Source organism: Janthinobacterium sp. PC23-8 (genome assembly GCF_002250505.1).
Classification (GTDB): domain Bacteria; phylum Pseudomonadota; class Gammaproteobacteria; order Burkholderiales; family Burkholderiaceae_D; genus Janthinobacterium.
Genome location: NZ_NJGY01000001.1, coordinates 1,429,012 through 1,445,963, shown reverse-complemented (window position 1 = coordinate 1,445,963; position 16,952 = coordinate 1,429,012). Strand labels below are relative to the sequence as shown.

Here is a 16,952-nt window from a genome sequence, read left to right as displayed (position 1 = left end):
TCGCCTGCGCGTCCTGCGCAGGCGTTCCTGCACCCGCATTTCTTTGAGAGTCGATCATGAAATTTCTGGATCACCTGGAAGAGTGGCTGATCGCGTCCCTGATGGGCGCGGCCACCTTCATCATCTTCGTGGCGGTCGTGCACCGCTACCTTTCCGGCCTGCCCATTCCGGGCGTGCAAGACTATCTGATTCAAATCAATACCAGCTGGGCCCAGGAGCTGTGCATCTACATGTTCGTCTGGATGGCCAAGTTCGGCGCCGCCTATGGCGTGCGCACCGGCATCCATGTGGGCGTCGATGTGCTGATCAACCGCATGAACCCGCGCTGGCGCGATCGTTTCATCGTCTTCGGTCTGGGCGCCGGCGCGCTGTTTACCGCCATCGTGGGAACGCTGGGAGCGAGCTTCGTCTGGTCCATCGGCCATACCGACCAGACCTCGGCCGACATGGAAATGCCGATGTGGATCGTCTACCTGGCCGTGCCGCTGGGTTCCTATCTGATGTGTTTCCGTTTCATGCAGGTGATGGTGCATTTCATCAAGACCGGCGCCTTGCCCAAACACGACCATTCGCATGTCGAAGGCCTCGATGAAGAATTGGCCGCCGAAGAAAAAGGAGCCAAAGCATGAATGCCCTGATTATCTTTGTGTTATTGCTGGCACTGATGCTGACAGGCATGCCGATCTCCATCTCGCTGGGTCTGACGGTGCTGACCTTCCTGTTTACCATGACCAGCGTGCCGATCGAATCGGTGGCCCTGAAGATTTTCACGGGCATCGAGAAGTTCGAGATCATGGCCATTCCGTTTTTTATCCTGGCGGGCAACTTCCTCACGCATGGCGGGGTGGCGCGGCGCATGATCAACTTTGCCAGTTCCATGGTCGGACACTGGCATGGCGGGCTGGCGCTGGCCGGCGTGATGGCGTGCGCGCTGTTTGCCGCCGTCTCCGGTTCGAGCCCGGCCACCGTGGTGGCCATCGGCTCGATCATCCTGCCGGCCATGGTCAAGCAGGGTTATCCGCGCGGCTTTGGCGCCGGCGTCATCACCACTTCGGGTGCCCTGGGCATTCTGATTCCGCCATCGATCGTGATGGTGATGTATTCGGTCAGCACCAACACCTCGGTCGGCAAGCTGTTCATGGCAGGCGTGATTCCCGGCATGATGCTGGCCATGCTGCTGGGCCTGACCACCTGGTTTTTGGCGCGCAAGCACAACTATCCGCGCATGAAAAAGGCCAGCTGGGGCGAGCGCTTCGTCACGTTCAAGAAAAGTGCCTGGGGATTGTTGTTGATCGTCATCGTCATGGGGGGAATCTACTCTGGCGCCTTTACGCCGACGGAAGCGGCTGCCATGGCCGCCGTGTATGCCTTCTTCATCGCCGTCTTTGTCTACAAGGACCTGAAACTCAAGCAGGTGGGCAAAGTGCTGCTCGATTCGGCCGCCATGTCGGCGATGTTGCTGTACATCATCACCAACGCCGTGCTGTTCTCGTTCCTGATGACCAGCGAGAATATTCCACAAGCGATGGCCGAGTGGATCACGGGCAAGGGCCTGGGCGTGATCAGCTTCCTGTTGGTGGTCAACGTCCTGCTGCTGCTGGCCGGCAATGTGATGGAGCCATCGTCGATCGTGCTGATCATGGCGCCCATCCTGTTCCCCGTGGCCATGAAACTGGGCATCGATCCCGTGCATTTCGGCATTCTGATCGTGGTCAACATGGAAGTCGGCATGTGTCATCCGCCCGTCGGATTGAACTTGTATGTCGCCTCCGGCATCACCAAGATGGGTATTTCCGAGCTGACCGTGGCGGTGATGCCATGGCTGCTGACCATGCTGGCCTTCCTCATGCTCATTACGTACGTACCACAAATATCGCTGTGGCTGCCAAATTTAATTTATAGCTGATCGGCCTGCCACGTCATGGTGCAAAAAAAGTCGATCCTGCAGATTAAATACGTTATGATGGGCGGCCTTAAGGGGGAAACATGGACGAGTTGCTACGGTCCGTCAGCAAGGCAGGCAAGACAGAATTGGTTATATGGTTGGTGGGGGGAGTGGTCTATAAAAACGGTATTGATACCGGGGATATATTGAGGAGACACACGTTTCACAGAAGTTGTTGAGTCATCGCTGTCTGCGGCCACAAGCTGTCACCGGCGGACCCAAACGACCGGGAACGTGAAGAAATACTTGAAGCGCACCGGCTGGTGCGCTTTTTTTTCGTCCGCCGCACACCATCACCTCCCCGCCCTTGGTGCAGGCATAATCAGGTGCACGCCACTTTCTGGTGCGCGGACAGCCAGTTCCAGTTGTATATTTACCACATTTAATTTTTTGATCGCGACCGTGCCGATGATGAACAGCCTGCTTGCGCCCGATAATGCCACCCTGATCGATGAATTCTGCGACAGCCTGTGGCTGGAAGACGGCCTGTCGAAGAACTCGCTCGACGCCTACCGGCGCGACATGCGCCTGTTCGCGCGCTGGCTGGAAGTGAACCTCCCCGGGCGCGACAGCCTGTTCGACGTCAGCACGGCCGACATCGAAGCCTATTTCACGGCCCGCCACGACGACAGCAAGGCCACGTCCTCGAACCGCCGCCTGTCGGTGCTCAAGCGCTTTTACCAACTGGCGCTGCGCCAGAAACATATCGATGTCGATCCCTGCCTGAAGCTGGTGTCGGCCAGGCAGCCCGCGCGTTTCGTCCATACCCTCTCCGAAGCGCAGGTCGAAGCGCTGCTGGCCGCGCCCGACGTGGCCACGCCGCTGGGCCTGCGCGAGCGCACGATGCTTGAATTAATGTATGCGAGCGGCCTGCGCGTGTCGGAACTGGTGGACCTGAAAACGGTGGAACTGAGCCTGAACGATGGCGTGCTGCGCATCACGGGCAAGGGCGACAAGACGCGTCTGGTACCGTTCGGCGGGCAGGCGCGGCAATGGATCGAGCGTTACCTGAAGCAAGCGCGTGCCGTTATTCTCGACGGCCAGATGGATGACGCGCTGTTCGTCACGCGCCGCGGCGGCGCCATGACGCGGCAGATGTTCTGGCTCATCATCAAGAAACATGCGATGCACGCCGGCATCACGTCGCCCCTGTCGCCGCACACCTTGCGCCACGCGTTTGCCACGCATTTGCTGAACCACGGCGCCGACTTGCGTGTGGTGCAATTGTTACTGGGGCACGCCGATATTTCCACTACCCAGATCTATACCCATGTGGCGCGCGAACGGCTGAAGTTGTTACATGCCGAACATCATCCGCGGGGCTGAAAATTTTGCATTTGGCCTAACTGCGTCATAATGTGGCTAGTGCGCTTATCTGTCACAACAAACATTAAAGAGGTAGTAAATGGCCAAGACAAATTTCCAATACGAAAAACGGCAAAAAGAGCTGGAAAAGAAGAAGAAAGCCGAGGAAAAAGCCAGGCGCAAGCTGGAAGCGAAAAACAATCCGAAGGCGGCTGATGGCAGCGAAGGTGAAGCGGGCGCAGAAACCGACGACGCCGATGACGCCGACGAGTCTGGTACCAACACGGCTGAAGGCGACGCGCCAGCCCAGCCGCAGTAATTTTTTCGTTCCTCTCCGGCGCGGACTCACCGCGCCGGCTGTCTTTCTTCCCTTACAGCACCGGCCGCCGGCCGATGGCCAGTTGCAGCTGCGTGCTGGCATTGGCGGCATCGGCGCGCGCCTGCAGATAGCCCTGCCAGGCATCGTCGGCCGAGCGCTGCGCCGCCAGCCACTCCAGCAGCGAGGCGTTGCCACTGAAGTAGGACAGGCGCAGGCCGTCCACCACTTTTTGCGCGTCGACCAGCACGCCGTCGTGGTAGCGCGCCAGCTTGTCCTGCGCCGCGCGCAGTTGCAACTGCGCCGTGCGCACCTGGATCTGTGCCTGCAGCTCGGCCTGGCGCAGCGCCAGCATCGCTTGCGTCACGCCCGCTTCGGCCTGCACCACGTCGCCATGGTCGCGCCGCGACAGCGGAATCGGCACGGCCAGCGTGAGCGTCACGGCGCGCGAACGGGCCGTGCCGTCAACCGCTGCGCCATTGCCATCAACGCCGCCATGGTAGCCGCGCACGGCGGACAGGCCCAGGGTCACGGTCGGGTCGACCGAGCGGTTGGCGCGCACCAGCGCCGCGCCGTCGCGCAGATTGTCCAAGGTGGCGCGGGCGATGCGCACGTCGCTGCGCGCATCGAGCGCCTGCGCCAGCAGCGCGCTGCTGGTGCCGCCGTCAAATTCAAGCACCTCGCAGGCCAGCTGCGCCTCGGGGAACAGCTCGTCGAACGGGCGGCCCAGCGGCGGCGACAAGGCCAGCTGCGCGCTGTGCGCATCGCTGCGCGCCTGCAGCAGCTCGGCCTGGAACCGGTCGCGTTCGACGCGCGACTGCAGCAGCTCGATGCCGCCCACGTCGCCCGCCTTGCGCCGCACCTCATTGGCGGCTACCACTTTTGACAGCGCCGCCAGGGTCTGCTCCTTGCGCGCCACCACGTCGCGCGTGCGGCACGCTTCCGTAAAGGCGGCCGCGCTGCTCGCGTACAGCGCGCTTTTGAAGCCGGCCACGTTTTCCTCGGCCAGCGCCACGTTGCTGTGCGCGGCCTTGATGCGCGCGTCGCGCTTGCCGCCCGTCTCGATCGTCATGGCCAGCGCCGGCGTCCAGGTCACGGGATGGCGCGGCAGCGACTGCACCGCCTCGCGCCCCGCGCCGAGCGAAAATTGCGGGTCGGGGCGCAGGCCGGCGATGCCGATGCCGGCTTTGGCCGAGGTGATGCTTTCCTGCTGCGCCTGCAGTTCCAGGCTGTTGTGCTCCACGGCCGACAGATAGGCGTCAAAACTCAGCGGCGCGGCCATGGCGCAGGGGCTCATCAGGCAGGCGGCCAGGAAGTAATTAAATCTTGTCATGGGTTTCTCCCTCGGTTGGATGCTGGCGCTCGGCCCGTTTGATCATGTGCGCCTCGATCAGGTAATACAGAGCCGGCAACAGCAGCAGGGTCAAGGCGGTAGCCGTCACCAGGCCACCCACCACCACCGTCGCCAGCGGGCGCTGCACATCGCTGCCCAGGCCCGTGGCCAGCATGGCGGGTGTCAGGCCCAGGGCGGCCACGGTGGCCGTCATCAGCACCGGGCGCATGCGGTCGCGCGCGCCTTCGAGCACGGCCTCGCGCAGGCTTTTGTTTTCCTGCAGCCGCAGCCGGTTGAGCTGCGCCAGCATCAGCACGGCGTTCAGGACGGCCACGCCGAACAGGGCGATAAAGCCGACCGCGCTCGATACGTTCAGGGTCATGCCGCGCAGGTGCAGCGCGGCCAGGCCGCCGAGCATGGCCAGCGGCACGGCCAGCAGCACCAGCGCCGGCTGGCGCAGGTTGCGGAACTGGCAGAACAGCAGCAAGAACATGGCGCCCAGGGTCATCGGCAAAATGATGGCCAGGCGGCTTTGCGCGCGCTGCAGGTTCTCGAACTGGCCGCCCCATTCCATGTTGATGCGCTGGTGGTCGTAGGCGACGGCCTGGTCCAGCAGCGGACGCGCTTCGGCCAGGAAGCTGGCCAGGTCGCGGCCACGGGCGTTCAGGCGCACGATGATGTGGCGCCGCCCCATTTCGCGCACGATCACGCTCTCGCCCGAGGTGGTGCTGATGGTGGCCACCTGCGCCAGAGGAATCCGCGCGCCATTGGCGGCGGTCAGCATCAGGCCGGCGATGGCGTCGGGGTTTGATCGCATGGCCAGTGGAAAGCGCACGGCGATGCTGTAGCTTTTCTCGCCTACATACAGCTGGCCGATCGGCGCGCCGCCGATGCCGGTCGAGATCAGGTCGGCCACGTCGGCCGCGTTGATGCCGTAGCGGGCGGCGGCCGCGCGATCGAGTTCCACTTTCAGGTTCGGCAGCGGCGGCTCGACGTCGACCGCCACGTCGGAGGCGCCCGGCACGGTGCGCAGCACCTTGGCCACCTTGCCGGCCAGGGTGCGCACTTCATCGAGGTCATTGCCGAAGATCTTGACCGTCAGGTCGCTGTGCGCGCCCGACAGCTTGTCCTGCACGCCGTCGATCATCGGCTGCATGAAGGCCACCGTGTAGCCGGGCATGCGCGCGAAGCGTTCGTTCATCTTGGCGATCAGCTGCTGCTTGTCCATGCCCGACTTCCAGCTTTTGTACGGCTGCAGGCCCACGCTCGCTTCGATATGCGACGGCGTCCAGTAATCGGTGCCGTCGTCATTGCGCCCGGTCTGCGTGACGATGGTCGACACTTCCGGAAACTCCAGCGCGGCGTGGCGCAATTCGCTGGCCATGATGGACGCTTTTTCCAGCGTGATGCCGGGCGGCATCTGCACCTGCAGCCACAAGGAGCCTTCATCAAGATAAGGCAGGAAGTCGCGGCCGATGGTCGCGCCCAGCAGCGCCAGGCCGGCCAGCGAGGCGGCGCACACCATCACCACCCAGCGCCTGCCGCCTACCGCCCGCTCCAGGAAGCGGCCGTACAGCGCGGCCAGCTTTTCCAGCGCGCGGTTGTGGAACATGGGGCGCGGCTTGCGCAAGGCGATCCAGGCCAGGCCAGGGATCAGCACCAGCGCCACCACCAGCGCACCCACCAGCGCCGCGCCGACCGCGTAGGCCATCGGCGAAAACAGCTTGTATTCGATGCGCTGGAAGGCGAACAGCGGCAAATAGGCGGCGATGATGACGGCCATGCCGAACATGATGGGGCGCGCCACCTGCAACGTCGCCTCGATGGCGTCCTCGATGCTCAAGGGCCGCTGCTGCTCGCGCTCGCGGCGGCGCAGCAGGTTTTCCAGCACCACCACCGAACCGTCGACCAGGATGCCGAAGTCGATCGCCCCCAGCGACAGCAGGTTGGCGGGAATTTTAAAATGATGCATGAAGATAAAGGCGATCAGCAGCGCCAGCGGGATCGTCAGCGCAACGATGGCGGCCGCGCGCGGGCTGCCCAGGAACAGCAGCAGCACTAGGGCCACCAGCAGCATGCCTTCGCCCAGGGTCGAGCCGACCGTGTGCAAGGTGGCGTCGATCAGCGAGCTGCGGTCAAGATACGGCACGATTTTGACGTCTTTCGGCAGCTGGCGCGTATTGAGTTCGTCGACGGCCGCATGGATGCCGGCCAGCGCCTCGGACGGATTGAAGTCCTTCAGCAGCAGGGTGATGCCTTCGATGGTGTCGGGATTGTTGTCCTTGCCCAGCACGCCGCGCCGTTCGACGTTGCCGTAGGCGAGCTTGCCCAGGTCCTTGACCAGCACCGGCACGCCATTTTTGGACGTCACCACCACATTGCCCATGTCGTCCAGCGAATGCAGCAGGCCCACGCCGCGCACCACGTAGGACTGCTGGCCACGGTCGATCACGCTGCCGCCGCCGCTGATATTATTGGCGTTGATGGCGTCCTTGACCTGGGCCAGCGACAGCCCGTAGCTGGACAGTTTTGCCGGGTCGAGCTCCAGCATGAATTGCGTCGTCAGGCCGCCGAAATTGCTGACGCCGGCCACGCCGCGCACCTGCTGCAGGCGCGGGATCACGGTCCAGAACTGCAGCTCGGACAGTTCGCGCAGGCTGCGCGTTTTCGATTCCAGCGTATAGCGGTAGATCTCGCCGGTGGGCGAGGTGTAGGGGTCGAGCGCCGGCTTGGCGCCGTAGGGCAGGTTGACGGTATCCATGCGCTCCTGCAGCCGCTGGCGCGTGAAGTAGCCGTCGCTGCCGTCCTCGAACACCACGGTCACCAGCGACAGCGCGAACAGGCTGCGCGTGCGCAGCACATGCATGCCGGGCGTACCCAGCAGCGCGCGCTCGAGCGGAATCGTGATCTGCTGTTCGATTTCCTCGGCGCCCAGGCCCGGCACTTGCGTGACGATCTGCGAGGTGACGTCGGCAATATCGGGATAGGCTTCGATGGGCAGCTGCTTCCAGCTGTAGACGCCGTAGATGGCGACGAACAGCAGCACCAGCCAGACGATGCCGCGCCGCTGGCAGCAGGTGGCGATCAGGCGGTCAATCATTGAGCAGCACTCCTTCCTTGGCCACGATGCGTTCGCCGGCCCGCAGCCCCGACAGGATTTCCACCTGGTCGCCGTGGCTGGCGCCTACCTGCACTACCGTTGGCGCAAAGCGCAGCGCGCCGCGTTCGACCATCACGCGCGTGTCGAGTCCCGCTTGCAGCAGGGCCGAGGCCGGCACCAGGATGGCGCGCCGGCTCGCACCGGTAAAAGTGGCGCGCGCGAACATGCCCGGCTTGAACGTGCCGGCGCGGTTGTCGATGGCCACGCGCACCTTCACCGTGCGCGTGTCGGCGTCGAGCATGGCGCCGACATAGGCGACCTTGCCTTCGAACGACTTGCCGGGCCAGGCGTCGACATGGATGCGTGCAACCTGGCCGACGGCCACCTGCGCCAGGTCTTTTTCGGCCACATTGGCCGACAGCCAGACCGTCGACAGGTCGGCCACCGTCATCACGGGCGCATTGATATCGTTCCAGTAGCCGCCCTGGGCGCCATCCATGGCGATCACGGTGCCGGCAATCGGCGAGCGCAGCACGTAGTCGCGGCGCGAACCGCGTGCGCCGGCGCCATACTGGGCCAGCTTGTCGGCGCTGGCCTGGGCGTCGCTGCTGGCCTGGTCGTAGCCGGCCTGCGCCGCTTCGTAATCTTTGCGCGCGGCGATCTCCGCTTCGAACAGGGTCTTCTGGCGCTGCAGTTCCTGGCGCGCCTGCAGCAGGGCCGAGCTGGCCTTGCTGTGCTCCGCGTAGGCGGCGCTCAGTTCGGCCGAGTCCAGCGTAAACAGCGCGTCGCCAGCCTTGACGCTGTCGCCCAGCGTGCGTTGCAGGCGCGTGATGCGTCCGGCCACCGGCGGCGTGATGCGCACCAGTTTTTCCGGCATCGCCTCGATGCTGCCCGGCGCTTCGGTCTCGGTGGCGATCTCCCGTTCGAGCGCCGGTTCGACCTGCAGGCGCTGGCGCAGCGGCGCTGTCTTGTTCACTTCGATGCTGCCATCGTCCAGATGGCGCAATTGCGCCTGCGGCTGCGGCTGGGCCGCCTCGCTGGCCTTGCCGCAGCCGGCCAGGCCCGTGCAGGCGAGGGCGACGGCCAGGGCGCATGCGCCCATGGTCATGGCGTTGGGGGTGCTCGTGTTCATCCCGTGTTTCCTTGTTGTTGGTGGGTAGGGGGCATGCGTGGATGCCTTGCCCAGGCGGGCAGTAGAATGCGGTGGTCACAACAGCGCCCCGAAAGCATAGCAAGCTGGTCCTGAAGATGCTCCCAAGAAAGCCTGAATCCTTCTTCAGATTCGGCTGCCAGCGGGGGCTGCGCGGTAAAATGCAGGCTGATCCCTAAGCTGACGGCGCAGCGCGAAAGGCAGGCATGAGAATCCTCTTGGTGGAAGACGACCGCAAGGCGGCGCGGCTGCTGGCGCGCGGCTTGCAGGAAGAAGGATTTGTGGTCGACGTGGCGCACAGCGCCGAAGAGGGCGAGGACGAAAGCTACGCCGTCGACTACGACCTGATCGTGCTCGACTGGATGTTGCCGGGCAAGCAGGGCATCGACTTTTGCCGCGACCTGCGCGCGCGCGCGATCCAGACGCCGGTGCTGATGCTGACCGCGCGCGACGCCACCGCCGACCGGGTCGCAGGCCTGAACACGGGCGCCGACGACTACCTGACCAAGCCGTTCGAATTCGAGGAACTGCTGGCGCGCATCCGCGCGCTGCTGCGCCGCTCCGATATCAGCCGCCCGCTGGTGCTGGCGCTGGCCGACCTGACGCTCGACCCGGTCAGCCATCAGGTCACGCGCGCCGGCGCGCCGCTGGTGCTCACGCCCAAGGAATACGCGATTCTGTTGATATTGCTGCGCCAGGCGGGCGAAGTGGTCAGCCGCGCGCGCCTGGCCGAGCAGATCTGGCAGGCGGACCTGATCGGCATCGACAACCTGATCGACGTCCATGTGCGCAATTTGCGCGGCAAAGTCGATGCGCCGGGGATGGCGCAGCTGATCCACACGGTGCGCGGGCGCGGCTTCCGCCTGGCGGAAAACAGCGGTGGTTAGCTTTCGCAAGCGCTTGCTGCTGGTGCATCTGGCGGTGATCCTGGCCATCGTCGCCTGCACCGCGCTGGCCGGCTACTGGGGCCTGGCGCGCGCCGTGCACGGCCAGCTCGATGCGGCCTTGCTGGCGCTGGGCGAGACGGAAATGGCGATGCTGCCGGCCGCGCCGCGCCAGCCTGTCAAGGTGCACGAGGTGGCGTCCGCAGGCGCGCCGCCGTCGCTGGTGCGGCTCGACCGCCTGGTGCAGATCATCGACGGCCAGGGCCGCGTACTGGCGCGCAGCCGCAACCTGGACGCGGCGCAGCTGCCGGCCGATGCCATCCTGCTGGCGCGCCTGGCGGCCGGCCAGACCGTGTTCGAAACCCTGCCCAGGTTTGGCGAGGAACCGGTGCGCATGGTGTCGATCCCGGTGCGCGGTTCAAACGAGCGGCTGGCGGTGCAGGTGGCCGGCTCGCTCGATGACGTCAACAGCGTGCTGGCCGCCGCCACCCTGCTGTTCGGCGCGATGGCGCTGGCGCTGCTGGCGGCCGTCGGCCTGGCCGGCGAAATGCTGGCGCGCCGCGTGCTGGGCGCCATCGACGACGTGGTGCGCCAGGCGCGCTCGATCGGCGAGGCCAGTCTGGACCAGCGCCTGGCCCATGCCGGCACCCAGGATGAAATCGGCCGCCTGGTCGATACCTTGAACGCCATGCTCGACCGCCTGGAAAACGGCTACGAGGCGCAGCGCCGCTTTACGGCCGACGCCTCGCACGAATTGCGCTCGCCGCTGTCGCGCCTGCGCACGGAAATCGAAATCACCCTGCGCCGCCCGCGCGATACGTCTGACTATGTCGAGGCGCTGGCGTCCTGCCTCGATGAAGTGCAACGCCTGACGACTCTGGTCGAAGAGCTGCTGATGCTCACCCGGCTCGACGCGGGCCAGGAGCGCAATGCGCTCGAAACGGTGGACCTGGCGCCACTGGCGCGCGCCGCCGCCCGGCGGCTCGAGAACGTGGCGGCGCAGCGCGGCATCCGCATCGTGTTCGACGAGGGTGGCCCCGTGCATGCGCGCGTGGCGGCCGGCCCCGCCGATCTGGTGCTGGCCAACCTGTTTGATAACGCCGTCAAATTTTCGCCTTTCGGCAGCCTGATCACGGTGCACGTCACGCGCGACGGCGGCGATGCACTCGTTGGCGTGGCCGACGCGGGTGCAGGCATCGGCGTGGAAGACCTGCCGCACCTGTTCGAACGGTTTTACCGAGGCGCGCAGGCGCGCGCAGGCGAAGCGCCCGGCTTCGGCCTGGGCCTGGCGCTGTCGCAAGCCATCGTGCACGCCTATGGCGGGCGCATCGAGGCGTGCAACCGGCCTGGCGGCGGCGCGTTGTTTACCATGCGCCTGCCCGCTTCACATTAAAGCGTCGCGTCAGACGCCCCGTTCGGCGACAAATTCCGCATTGTTGACCAGCGCCCAGCGCACGGCCGAGACGCTGCCTTCCAGGCTGACCTGGCTGACGATCTGCTCCAGCAGGCCCAGGCTGGCCACCGGCGTGAGCAGGTCGGCCCGCACTTCGATGCGCCCGGCCTGCGCCGCGTCCTCGCTGTGCAAGGACTGCAGCATCAGCGCCGGCATGCCGCTGATCAGGCGCAGCATGAGTTTGCGCACCACGATTTCCTGCTGCGCCTCGCACACGGCCGTGACGCGGTAGATGCTTTCCATCTCGATGCCGGCGGCGCTGCCATGCGTGTTGATGCGCTGGGCCAGGTGGCGCAGCACCAGGTTGGCAACCAGCACGAAGCCCGTGCCGATCGCCGCTTCCAGTGGAAAGCCCAGGCCGCACAGCACGCCGATGGCGGCCGAGCACCACAGGGTGGCGGCCGTATTCAGGCCGCGCACCGTCATGCCTTCGCGCATGATGACGCCGGCGCCCAAAAAGCCGATGCCTGACACCACCTGCGCGGCGATGCGCATCTGGCCGGAGCGGTCGCCATCGAGCGCCGACACCATCACGAACAGCGAGGCGCCGACCGACACCAGTGCATTGGTGCGCAGACCGGCCATGCGCTGGCGCAGCTGGCGTTCGGCGCCGATCATGGCGCCCAGGGTCAATGCTGCGGCCACGCGCAGCGCAAAGTCAAATATCACCATCAGTTTCTCCCGGCTGGGGAGCAACAGGCAAGTGCAAGGGCGTGGCAAAACCGCCCCGCGAAGGGCAGCAGACGATGACGGTGGAACGATCAGGAGGGAGGTGCGGCGAGGAACTCGCCGCGTTGGGAACCGCACCTTGTCCGGAGCAAGGCGAGCGGTGTGAGCGCGTCTTGTCTAGGGTCGAACACCGATGGTCGATCGGCTACTGTCACTGGAACATGCACCCACGAGTTACTCCATATCATTGATAACGGGGACAGTCTAGCCAGCGCCGCAGCGTTGGTCAACTGAAGCTCTCTTCAGGCAGCCGCCGCGTCGTCCCCGCCAATGCGGGGACGGTGAAGGCGACCGTTGCAGCGTTAATGCGCCTTGCCGGCGACGGCGAGCTTGCCGTCGTCGTCGATGTCAGGTTCATGGGCGCCGCCGCCAAAGAAGCGCGCCGCGCGCTTGCCCAGGCTGTCGAGATAGGTGTAGGCCACCGGCACCACCACCAGCGTCAACAGGGTCGAGGTGAGCACGCCGCCGATCACGGCGCGTCCCATCGGCGCCTGCGATTCGCCGCCGTCGCCCATGCCGATGGCCATCGGCAGCATGCCGAACACCATCGCCAGCGTGGTCATCAAAATCGGCCGCAGGCGCACCTGGCCCGCTTCCATCAGCGCGGCGAACTGGCCCAGGCCTTCGCGCTGGCGCTGGTTGGTAAAGTCGACCAGCAAGATGGCGTTTTTCGTCACCAGCCCCATCAGCATGATAAAGCCGATCACCGAGAAGATATTCAGGGTGCTGCCGGTGATTAACAAGGCCAGCAGCACGCCGATCAGCGACAGCGGCAAGGACACCATGATGGCGATCGGCTGCAAAAAGCTGCCGAACTGCGAAGCGAGCACCAGGTAGATGAAGATCACCGCGATCCCCAGCGCCATCATCGCGCCGCCCATGGTTTCGGCCATCTGCTGTGCATTGCCGGCCACGTCGAAGCGCACGCCGGGCGGCAGCGCGATCGACTTGATGGCCTTTTGCACATCGGCGTCGACATCGCCGGCCGGGCGGCCCTGCACGCCGGCATAGATGGCGACCCGGCGCTGCAGCGCCTGGCGTTTCAATACCTGCGGACTGGACGACGGCACGAAGTCGACCACCTGGCGCAGCGGGATCATGATCGGCTTGCCGTTCGCATCGAGCTTGCTGGACGCCAGCGACAGGTCGGCCAGGTCGGCCACTTTCTGGCGGCCCGATTTGGGCAGCTGCACGTTGACATCGTAGTTCTGCCCGTCGGACGCCAGCCAGTGGCTGACCGTGTCGCCAGCGACAAAGGGGCGCAGCGCATTGCCGATCTGCTGCACCGACAGACCCAGGTCGCTGGCCAGTTCGTTGTTGATCTTGATGGTGGTCGACGGGTTGGCGCCTTCCTGGCTGTACTCCATGTCGGCCAGGCCCTTGATGGTACGCATCTTGGCCATCAGGGTGTGGGCCACCGCATCGAGCTTGCCTTCGTCGGTACCTAAAATGGCGATAAAGATCGGCCGCTGGCCCACCGACAGGGTGATGCCGGCAATCGGCGCCAGGCGTTCGCGGATCAGCTTTTCCAGTTCCTGCTGCGAGCGCCGCTTGTGGGTTTTCACATCCGTCAGCTTCAGATTCACTTCGGCGGCGTTGCGGCCATCCGGGGTGCCGACGTTGGCCACCAGGCTGTCGATTTCGGGGAATTCTTTCAAAGCCTGCTCGATCTGGCGCACTTTGCTGTCGGTGTATTCCAGGCTGGAGCCGACCGGCGTCTTGAAGCGCAGGTTGACCCAGCCCTGGTCGGTTTCAGGGAACATCTCGCCGCCGATCATGGGTACCAGCATCAGGCTGCCGACGAACAGCGCCAGGGCGGTGGCCAGGGTGGTCTTGCGCCAGCGCAGGGCCACGGCCAGCACCTTGCCATACCAGAGGTGCAGGCGGTCGATGCCCGTTTCCAGCCAGGCCATGAAGCGGCCCAGCCACGGCGCATACTTGAAGCGGTCCTTGACGGGGTCGCGCCACACCGACGACAGCATCGGGTCGAGCGTGAAGCTGACGAACAGCGACACCAGCACCGCCACCGCCACCGTGATGCCGAACTGCAGGAAGAAACGGCCGATAATGCCGTCCATGAAAGCGACCGGCACGAACACGGCAACGATGGCAAAGGTGGTGGCCATCACGGCCAGGCCGATTTCATTGGTGCCGTCGTTGGCCGCCTTGTAGTGGTTCTTGCCCATGCCCAAGTGCCGCACGATGTTCTCGCGCACCACGATGGCGTCGTCGATCAACAGGCCGATGCACAGGGACAGCGCCATCAGCGTGAGGAAGTTCAGTGTAAAGCCAAACGCCTTCATGGCGATAAAGCTGGCCAGCACGGAAATGGGCAAGGTCAAGCCGGTGATGATGGTGCTGCGCCACGAGTGCAGGAACAGGAACACGATCACCATGGTGAGCACCGCGCCTTCGATGATGGTGCGCTTGACGTTATTGAGCTGGCTTTGCACGCGCGCCGATTCGTCGTCGAGCACCCGCAGGCTGATGTCGGCCGGCAGCGTCTTTTGCAGGTCGGCGGCGACTTTCAGGATGCCGGTGCCCACTTCGACCACATTGGCGTCCTGCACCTTGGTAATTTCCATGGTCACGGCCTGCCGGCCATTCATGCGCGAGATCGACAGCTCTTCCTGCGCGCCATCGACGACGGTCGCCACCTGGTCCAGGTAGACCGGGCCGACGGCGCGGCGCGCGACGATGATCTTGCCAAATTCACGCGCATCCTTGATCTTGCCTTCGACCCGCACCAGCTGCTCGGCCGCGCCATGGCTGATCGAGCCGGCCGGCAGATTGGTATTGGTGGCCTGGATGGCGCGGATCACTTCATCGACGCCGATGCCCTGGGCATTGAGTTCGACCGGTTTCATGCTGATCAAAATCTGGCGCGCGCGCAGGCCGCGCAGCTTGACCTGGCCGACCCCGGCCACGCTCTGGAAGCGCTTGCTGAGCACCTGTTCCGTCATGGTCGACAGCTCGCGCAGATCATGCCCGGTGGAGGTCAGCACGATGGTGGCGATCGGGCGTTCATTGTCGCCTTCGGCGCGCGCGATGAACGGGTCCTTGGCTTCCTTGGGAAAGCGCGGGCGCACCAGGGCCACCTTGTCGCGCAGGTCCTGCATGGCCTTGTCCATATTGGTCGACAGCTCGAATTCCAGGTAGACGCCAGCGCGTCCTTCCCACGAGTTGGCGCGGATGGTCTTGATGCCGCTGACGGTGTTGACGGCGTCTTCGATCGGCCGCGTAATGTCGTTTTCCACCGCTTCGGGCGAGGCGCCCGGATAGCTTACTTCAATGGCGGCAAACGGAAACTGCACGCTGGGCATGCTTTCCACGCCCAGGCCGCGGTACGAGAACACGCCCAGCACCACCAGCGCCACCATGACCATGGTGGCGAACACGGGGTTCTGGATACTGACTTTGGTCATCCACATGGCTCAGCCTTTCGGTGCCGGCGCGGCCGGAGGCGTGGCCACGGCCGTCGCGGAAGACGGCGCGCTGAAGGTCACGCCATGACCGGGCTTGACGCCGTCGAGCCTGGCGACGATGACCCTGGTGCCGGCTGCGAGGCCCTCCTTGACCTCCGCATAGCCTTCGTCCTCGTTGCGCAGGCCCAGGGTCACGGGCTGTTCGACCACCTTGTTGTCGACCACGGCGTAGACCACCGTGCCGCGCTTTTCCGTGCGCACCGCCGTCAAGGGCACCATCGGCGCGACGCTTGAGCGTTCGGTGACGATGCTGCCCTTGGCGAACATGCCGCCGCGCAGGGCGCCATCGCCATTGTCGACGGCGATATACACCAGCATGGCGCGCGAGCCGCTTTCGGTGGTGGGGTTGATGCGCGCCACCTTGCCGGTAAAGTCGCGCGCGCCAAAGCCGTCGACCTTGAAGCGCACCTCCTGGCCGATCCTGATGCGCGGGATTTCCGCACTGGGCACGGGCGCCTCCAGCGTCAGCTGGGCCAGGTTGACGATGGTGTAGACGGGCATGTCGGGCGCGACCTTTTCGCCGGCCTGCACATGGCGCTTGCTGACGATGCCGGCCATCGGCGCGCGGATCACGGTGTCGGCCAGCGCGATGCGGGCGATCTCGACCATGGCGGCGGCGGACTTCACGCTGGCGCGCGCCAGATCGACCGAGTTCTGCGTCGTGTCGTAGGCGGTCTGGGAAATGTACTTTTGCTTCAACAGCGCCTGGCTGTTCGCTTCATTCTTGCTGGCCATCGACAAGCGCGCCTGCGCTTCGTCGAGCATGGCCTGCTGCTGCGTCAGGCGTGCGCGCTGATCGGCCGCGTCCAGGCGCAGCAGCACCTGGCCGCTGGACACCTGCTGGCCTTCCTGCACCGTCGTTTCGCGGATTTCACCGGACACCTTGGCCTTGATGGTGGCCTGGTTCAGGGGCGCGAGCGAACCGGACAAGGGCAGGCTGACGCTCAGGGCGCGCGCGCTGATGGCGGCCACGTCGCCTTGCGCCAGTTCATGCACGGGCGTTTTTTCCTGTTTCTTCGCCGCCTGCGCCTCGGCCGCCCTGGCCGATTGTTGTTTTGACTGCATCACCGTCCAGCCGCCGCCCGCCAGGGCCAGCACCAGCAGGATCAGCACGGGCGCGCGCCAGCGGCGCGGGCGGCGGGTGTTGGCAAAAGGTAACGGCGGGAGCGGGGACGTTGTCTCGTTTTTCATAGGATACTTTTCAGGATAGGCATTCGGGTAGCGTACCGCCGTGGCGGGACCATGGCACGCC

At 65.0% G+C, this 16,952-nt stretch carries 12 protein-coding genes; 6 read left to right on the top strand and 6 right to left on the bottom strand.

The features are described 5' to 3' along the window. Positions 1-56 precede the first annotated feature (56 nt). The 4 genes from CD932_RS06225 to CD932_RS06210 all read left to right on the top strand — a co-directional run bounded on the left by CD932_RS06225 (position 57) and on the right by CD932_RS06210 (position 3,569). Positions 57-629, top strand: coding sequence for a TRAP transporter small permease (locus CD932_RS06225; RefSeq protein WP_094441872.1), 573 nt, complete (start codon positions 57-59; stop codon positions 627-629). Beyond that, positions 626-1,906, top strand: a complete 1,281-nt coding sequence (locus CD932_RS06220; protein ID WP_094441871.1) for a TRAP transporter large permease — start codon at positions 626-628, stop codon at positions 1,904-1,906. The genes CD932_RS06225 and CD932_RS06220 overlap by 4 nt, the downstream gene beginning before the upstream one ends. A 450-nt stretch (positions 1,907-2,356) precedes the next feature. Beyond that, the gene (xerD, locus tag CD932_RS06215; protein WP_094443489.1) at positions 2,357-3,271 is read left to right on the top strand and encodes a site-specific tyrosine recombinase XerD; all 915 of its coding nucleotides are present in this window, start codon (positions 2,357-2,359) and stop codon (positions 3,269-3,271) included. Between the two features lie 79 nt (positions 3,272-3,350). Then, positions 3,351-3,569: a hypothetical protein gene (locus CD932_RS06210; RefSeq protein ID WP_094441870.1), complete on the top strand. Its 219-nt coding sequence runs from the start codon at positions 3,351-3,353 to the stop codon at positions 3,567-3,569. A gap of 52 nt (positions 3,570-3,621) precedes the next feature. Here the strand turns inward: CD932_RS06210 and CD932_RS06205 are convergent, their stop codons facing one another. Genes CD932_RS06205 through CD932_RS06195 form a run of 3 tightly spaced genes read right to left on the bottom strand, consistent with a single transcriptional unit; the run spans position 3,622 to position 9,131 of the window. Further along, positions 3,622-4,899, bottom strand: a complete 1,278-nt coding sequence (locus tag CD932_RS06205) for a TolC family protein (RefSeq protein WP_094441869.1) — start codon at positions 4,897-4,899, stop codon at positions 3,622-3,624. Then, on the bottom strand, positions 4,886-7,999 hold the full coding sequence (locus tag CD932_RS06200) for an efflux RND transporter permease subunit (protein ID WP_094441868.1): 3,114 nt from the start codon (positions 7,997-7,999) through the stop codon (positions 4,886-4,888). Before CD932_RS06200 ends, CD932_RS06205 begins: the two co-directional genes overlap by 14 nt. Next, positions 7,992-9,131, bottom strand: a complete 1,140-nt coding sequence (locus tag CD932_RS06195; RefSeq protein ID WP_094441867.1) for an efflux RND transporter periplasmic adaptor subunit — start codon at positions 9,129-9,131, stop codon at positions 7,992-7,994. The genes CD932_RS06200 and CD932_RS06195 overlap by 8 nt, the downstream gene beginning before the upstream one ends. Positions 9,132-9,355: 224 nt before the next feature. Between CD932_RS06195 and CD932_RS06190 the strand changes: the two genes are divergently transcribed. Continuing rightward, entirely contained in the window at positions 9,356-10,036 is a 681-nt protein-coding gene (locus tag CD932_RS06190; protein ID WP_065309806.1) for a response regulator transcription factor, read from the top strand. Then, positions 10,029-11,426, top strand: coding sequence for a cell wall metabolism sensor histidine kinase WalK (locus CD932_RS06185; RefSeq protein ID WP_094441866.1), 1,398 nt, complete (start codon positions 10,029-10,031; stop codon positions 11,424-11,426). The genes CD932_RS06190 and CD932_RS06185 overlap by 8 nt, the downstream gene beginning before the upstream one ends. Positions 11,427-11,435: 9 nt before the next feature. On the opposite strand, the gene CD932_RS06180 is transcribed toward CD932_RS06185, so the two are convergent. The 3 genes from CD932_RS06180 to CD932_RS06170 form a co-directional block, all read right to left on the bottom strand. Continuing rightward, positions 11,436-12,158, bottom strand: coding sequence for an MgtC/SapB family protein (locus tag CD932_RS06180; RefSeq protein WP_094441865.1), 723 nt, complete (start codon positions 12,156-12,158; stop codon positions 11,436-11,438). A gap of 359 nt (positions 12,159-12,517) precedes the next feature. Next, entirely contained in the window at positions 12,518-15,646 is a 3,129-nt protein-coding gene (locus tag CD932_RS06175; protein ID WP_094441864.1) for an efflux RND transporter permease subunit, read from the bottom strand. 3 nt (positions 15,647-15,649) lie between these two features. Then, the gene (locus CD932_RS06170) at positions 15,650-16,891 is read right to left on the bottom strand and encodes an efflux RND transporter periplasmic adaptor subunit (RefSeq protein ID WP_094441863.1); all 1,242 of its coding nucleotides are present in this window, start codon (positions 16,889-16,891) and stop codon (positions 15,650-15,652) included. Positions 16,892-16,952 lie beyond the last annotated feature (61 nt).

What these genes read in the sequence shown, in the direction of transcription:
- CD932_RS06225 (WP_094441872.1), top strand. Translation starts at nt 57, where the DNA reads ATGAAATTTCTGGATCACCTGGAAGAGTGGCTGATCGCGTCCCTGATG.
- CD932_RS06220 (WP_094441871.1), top strand. Translation starts at nt 626, where the DNA reads ATGAATGCCCTGATTATCTTTGTGTTATTGCTGGCACTGATGCTGACA.
- xerD (WP_094443489.1), top strand. Translation starts at nt 2,357, where the DNA reads ATGAACAGCCTGCTTGCGCCCGATAATGCCACCCTGATCGATGAATTC.
- CD932_RS06210 (WP_094441870.1), top strand. Translation starts at nt 3,351, where the DNA reads ATGGCCAAGACAAATTTCCAATACGAAAAACGGCAAAAAGAGCTGGAA.
- CD932_RS06205 (WP_094441869.1), bottom strand. Translation starts at nt 4,899, where the DNA reads ATGACAAGATTTAATTACTTCCTGGCCGCCTGCCTGATGAGCCCCTGC.
- CD932_RS06200 (WP_094441868.1), bottom strand. Translation starts at nt 7,999, where the DNA reads ATGATTGACCGCCTGATCGCCACCTGCTGCCAGCGGCGCGGCATCGTC.
- CD932_RS06195 (WP_094441867.1), bottom strand. Translation starts at nt 9,131, where the DNA reads ATGAACACGAGCACCCCCAACGCCATGACCATGGGCGCATGCGCCCTG.
- CD932_RS06190 (WP_065309806.1), top strand. Translation starts at nt 9,356, where the DNA reads ATGAGAATCCTCTTGGTGGAAGACGACCGCAAGGCGGCGCGGCTGCTG.
- CD932_RS06180 (WP_094441865.1), bottom strand. Translation starts at nt 12,158, where the DNA reads ATGGTGATATTTGACTTTGCGCTGCGCGTGGCCGCAGCATTGACCCTG.
- CD932_RS06175 (WP_094441864.1), bottom strand. Translation starts at nt 15,646, where the DNA reads ATGTGGATGACCAAAGTCAGTATCCAGAACCCCGTGTTCGCCACCATG.
- CD932_RS06170 (WP_094441863.1), bottom strand. Translation starts at nt 16,891, where the DNA reads ATGAAAAACGAGACAACGTCCCCGCTCCCGCCGTTACCTTTTGCCAAC.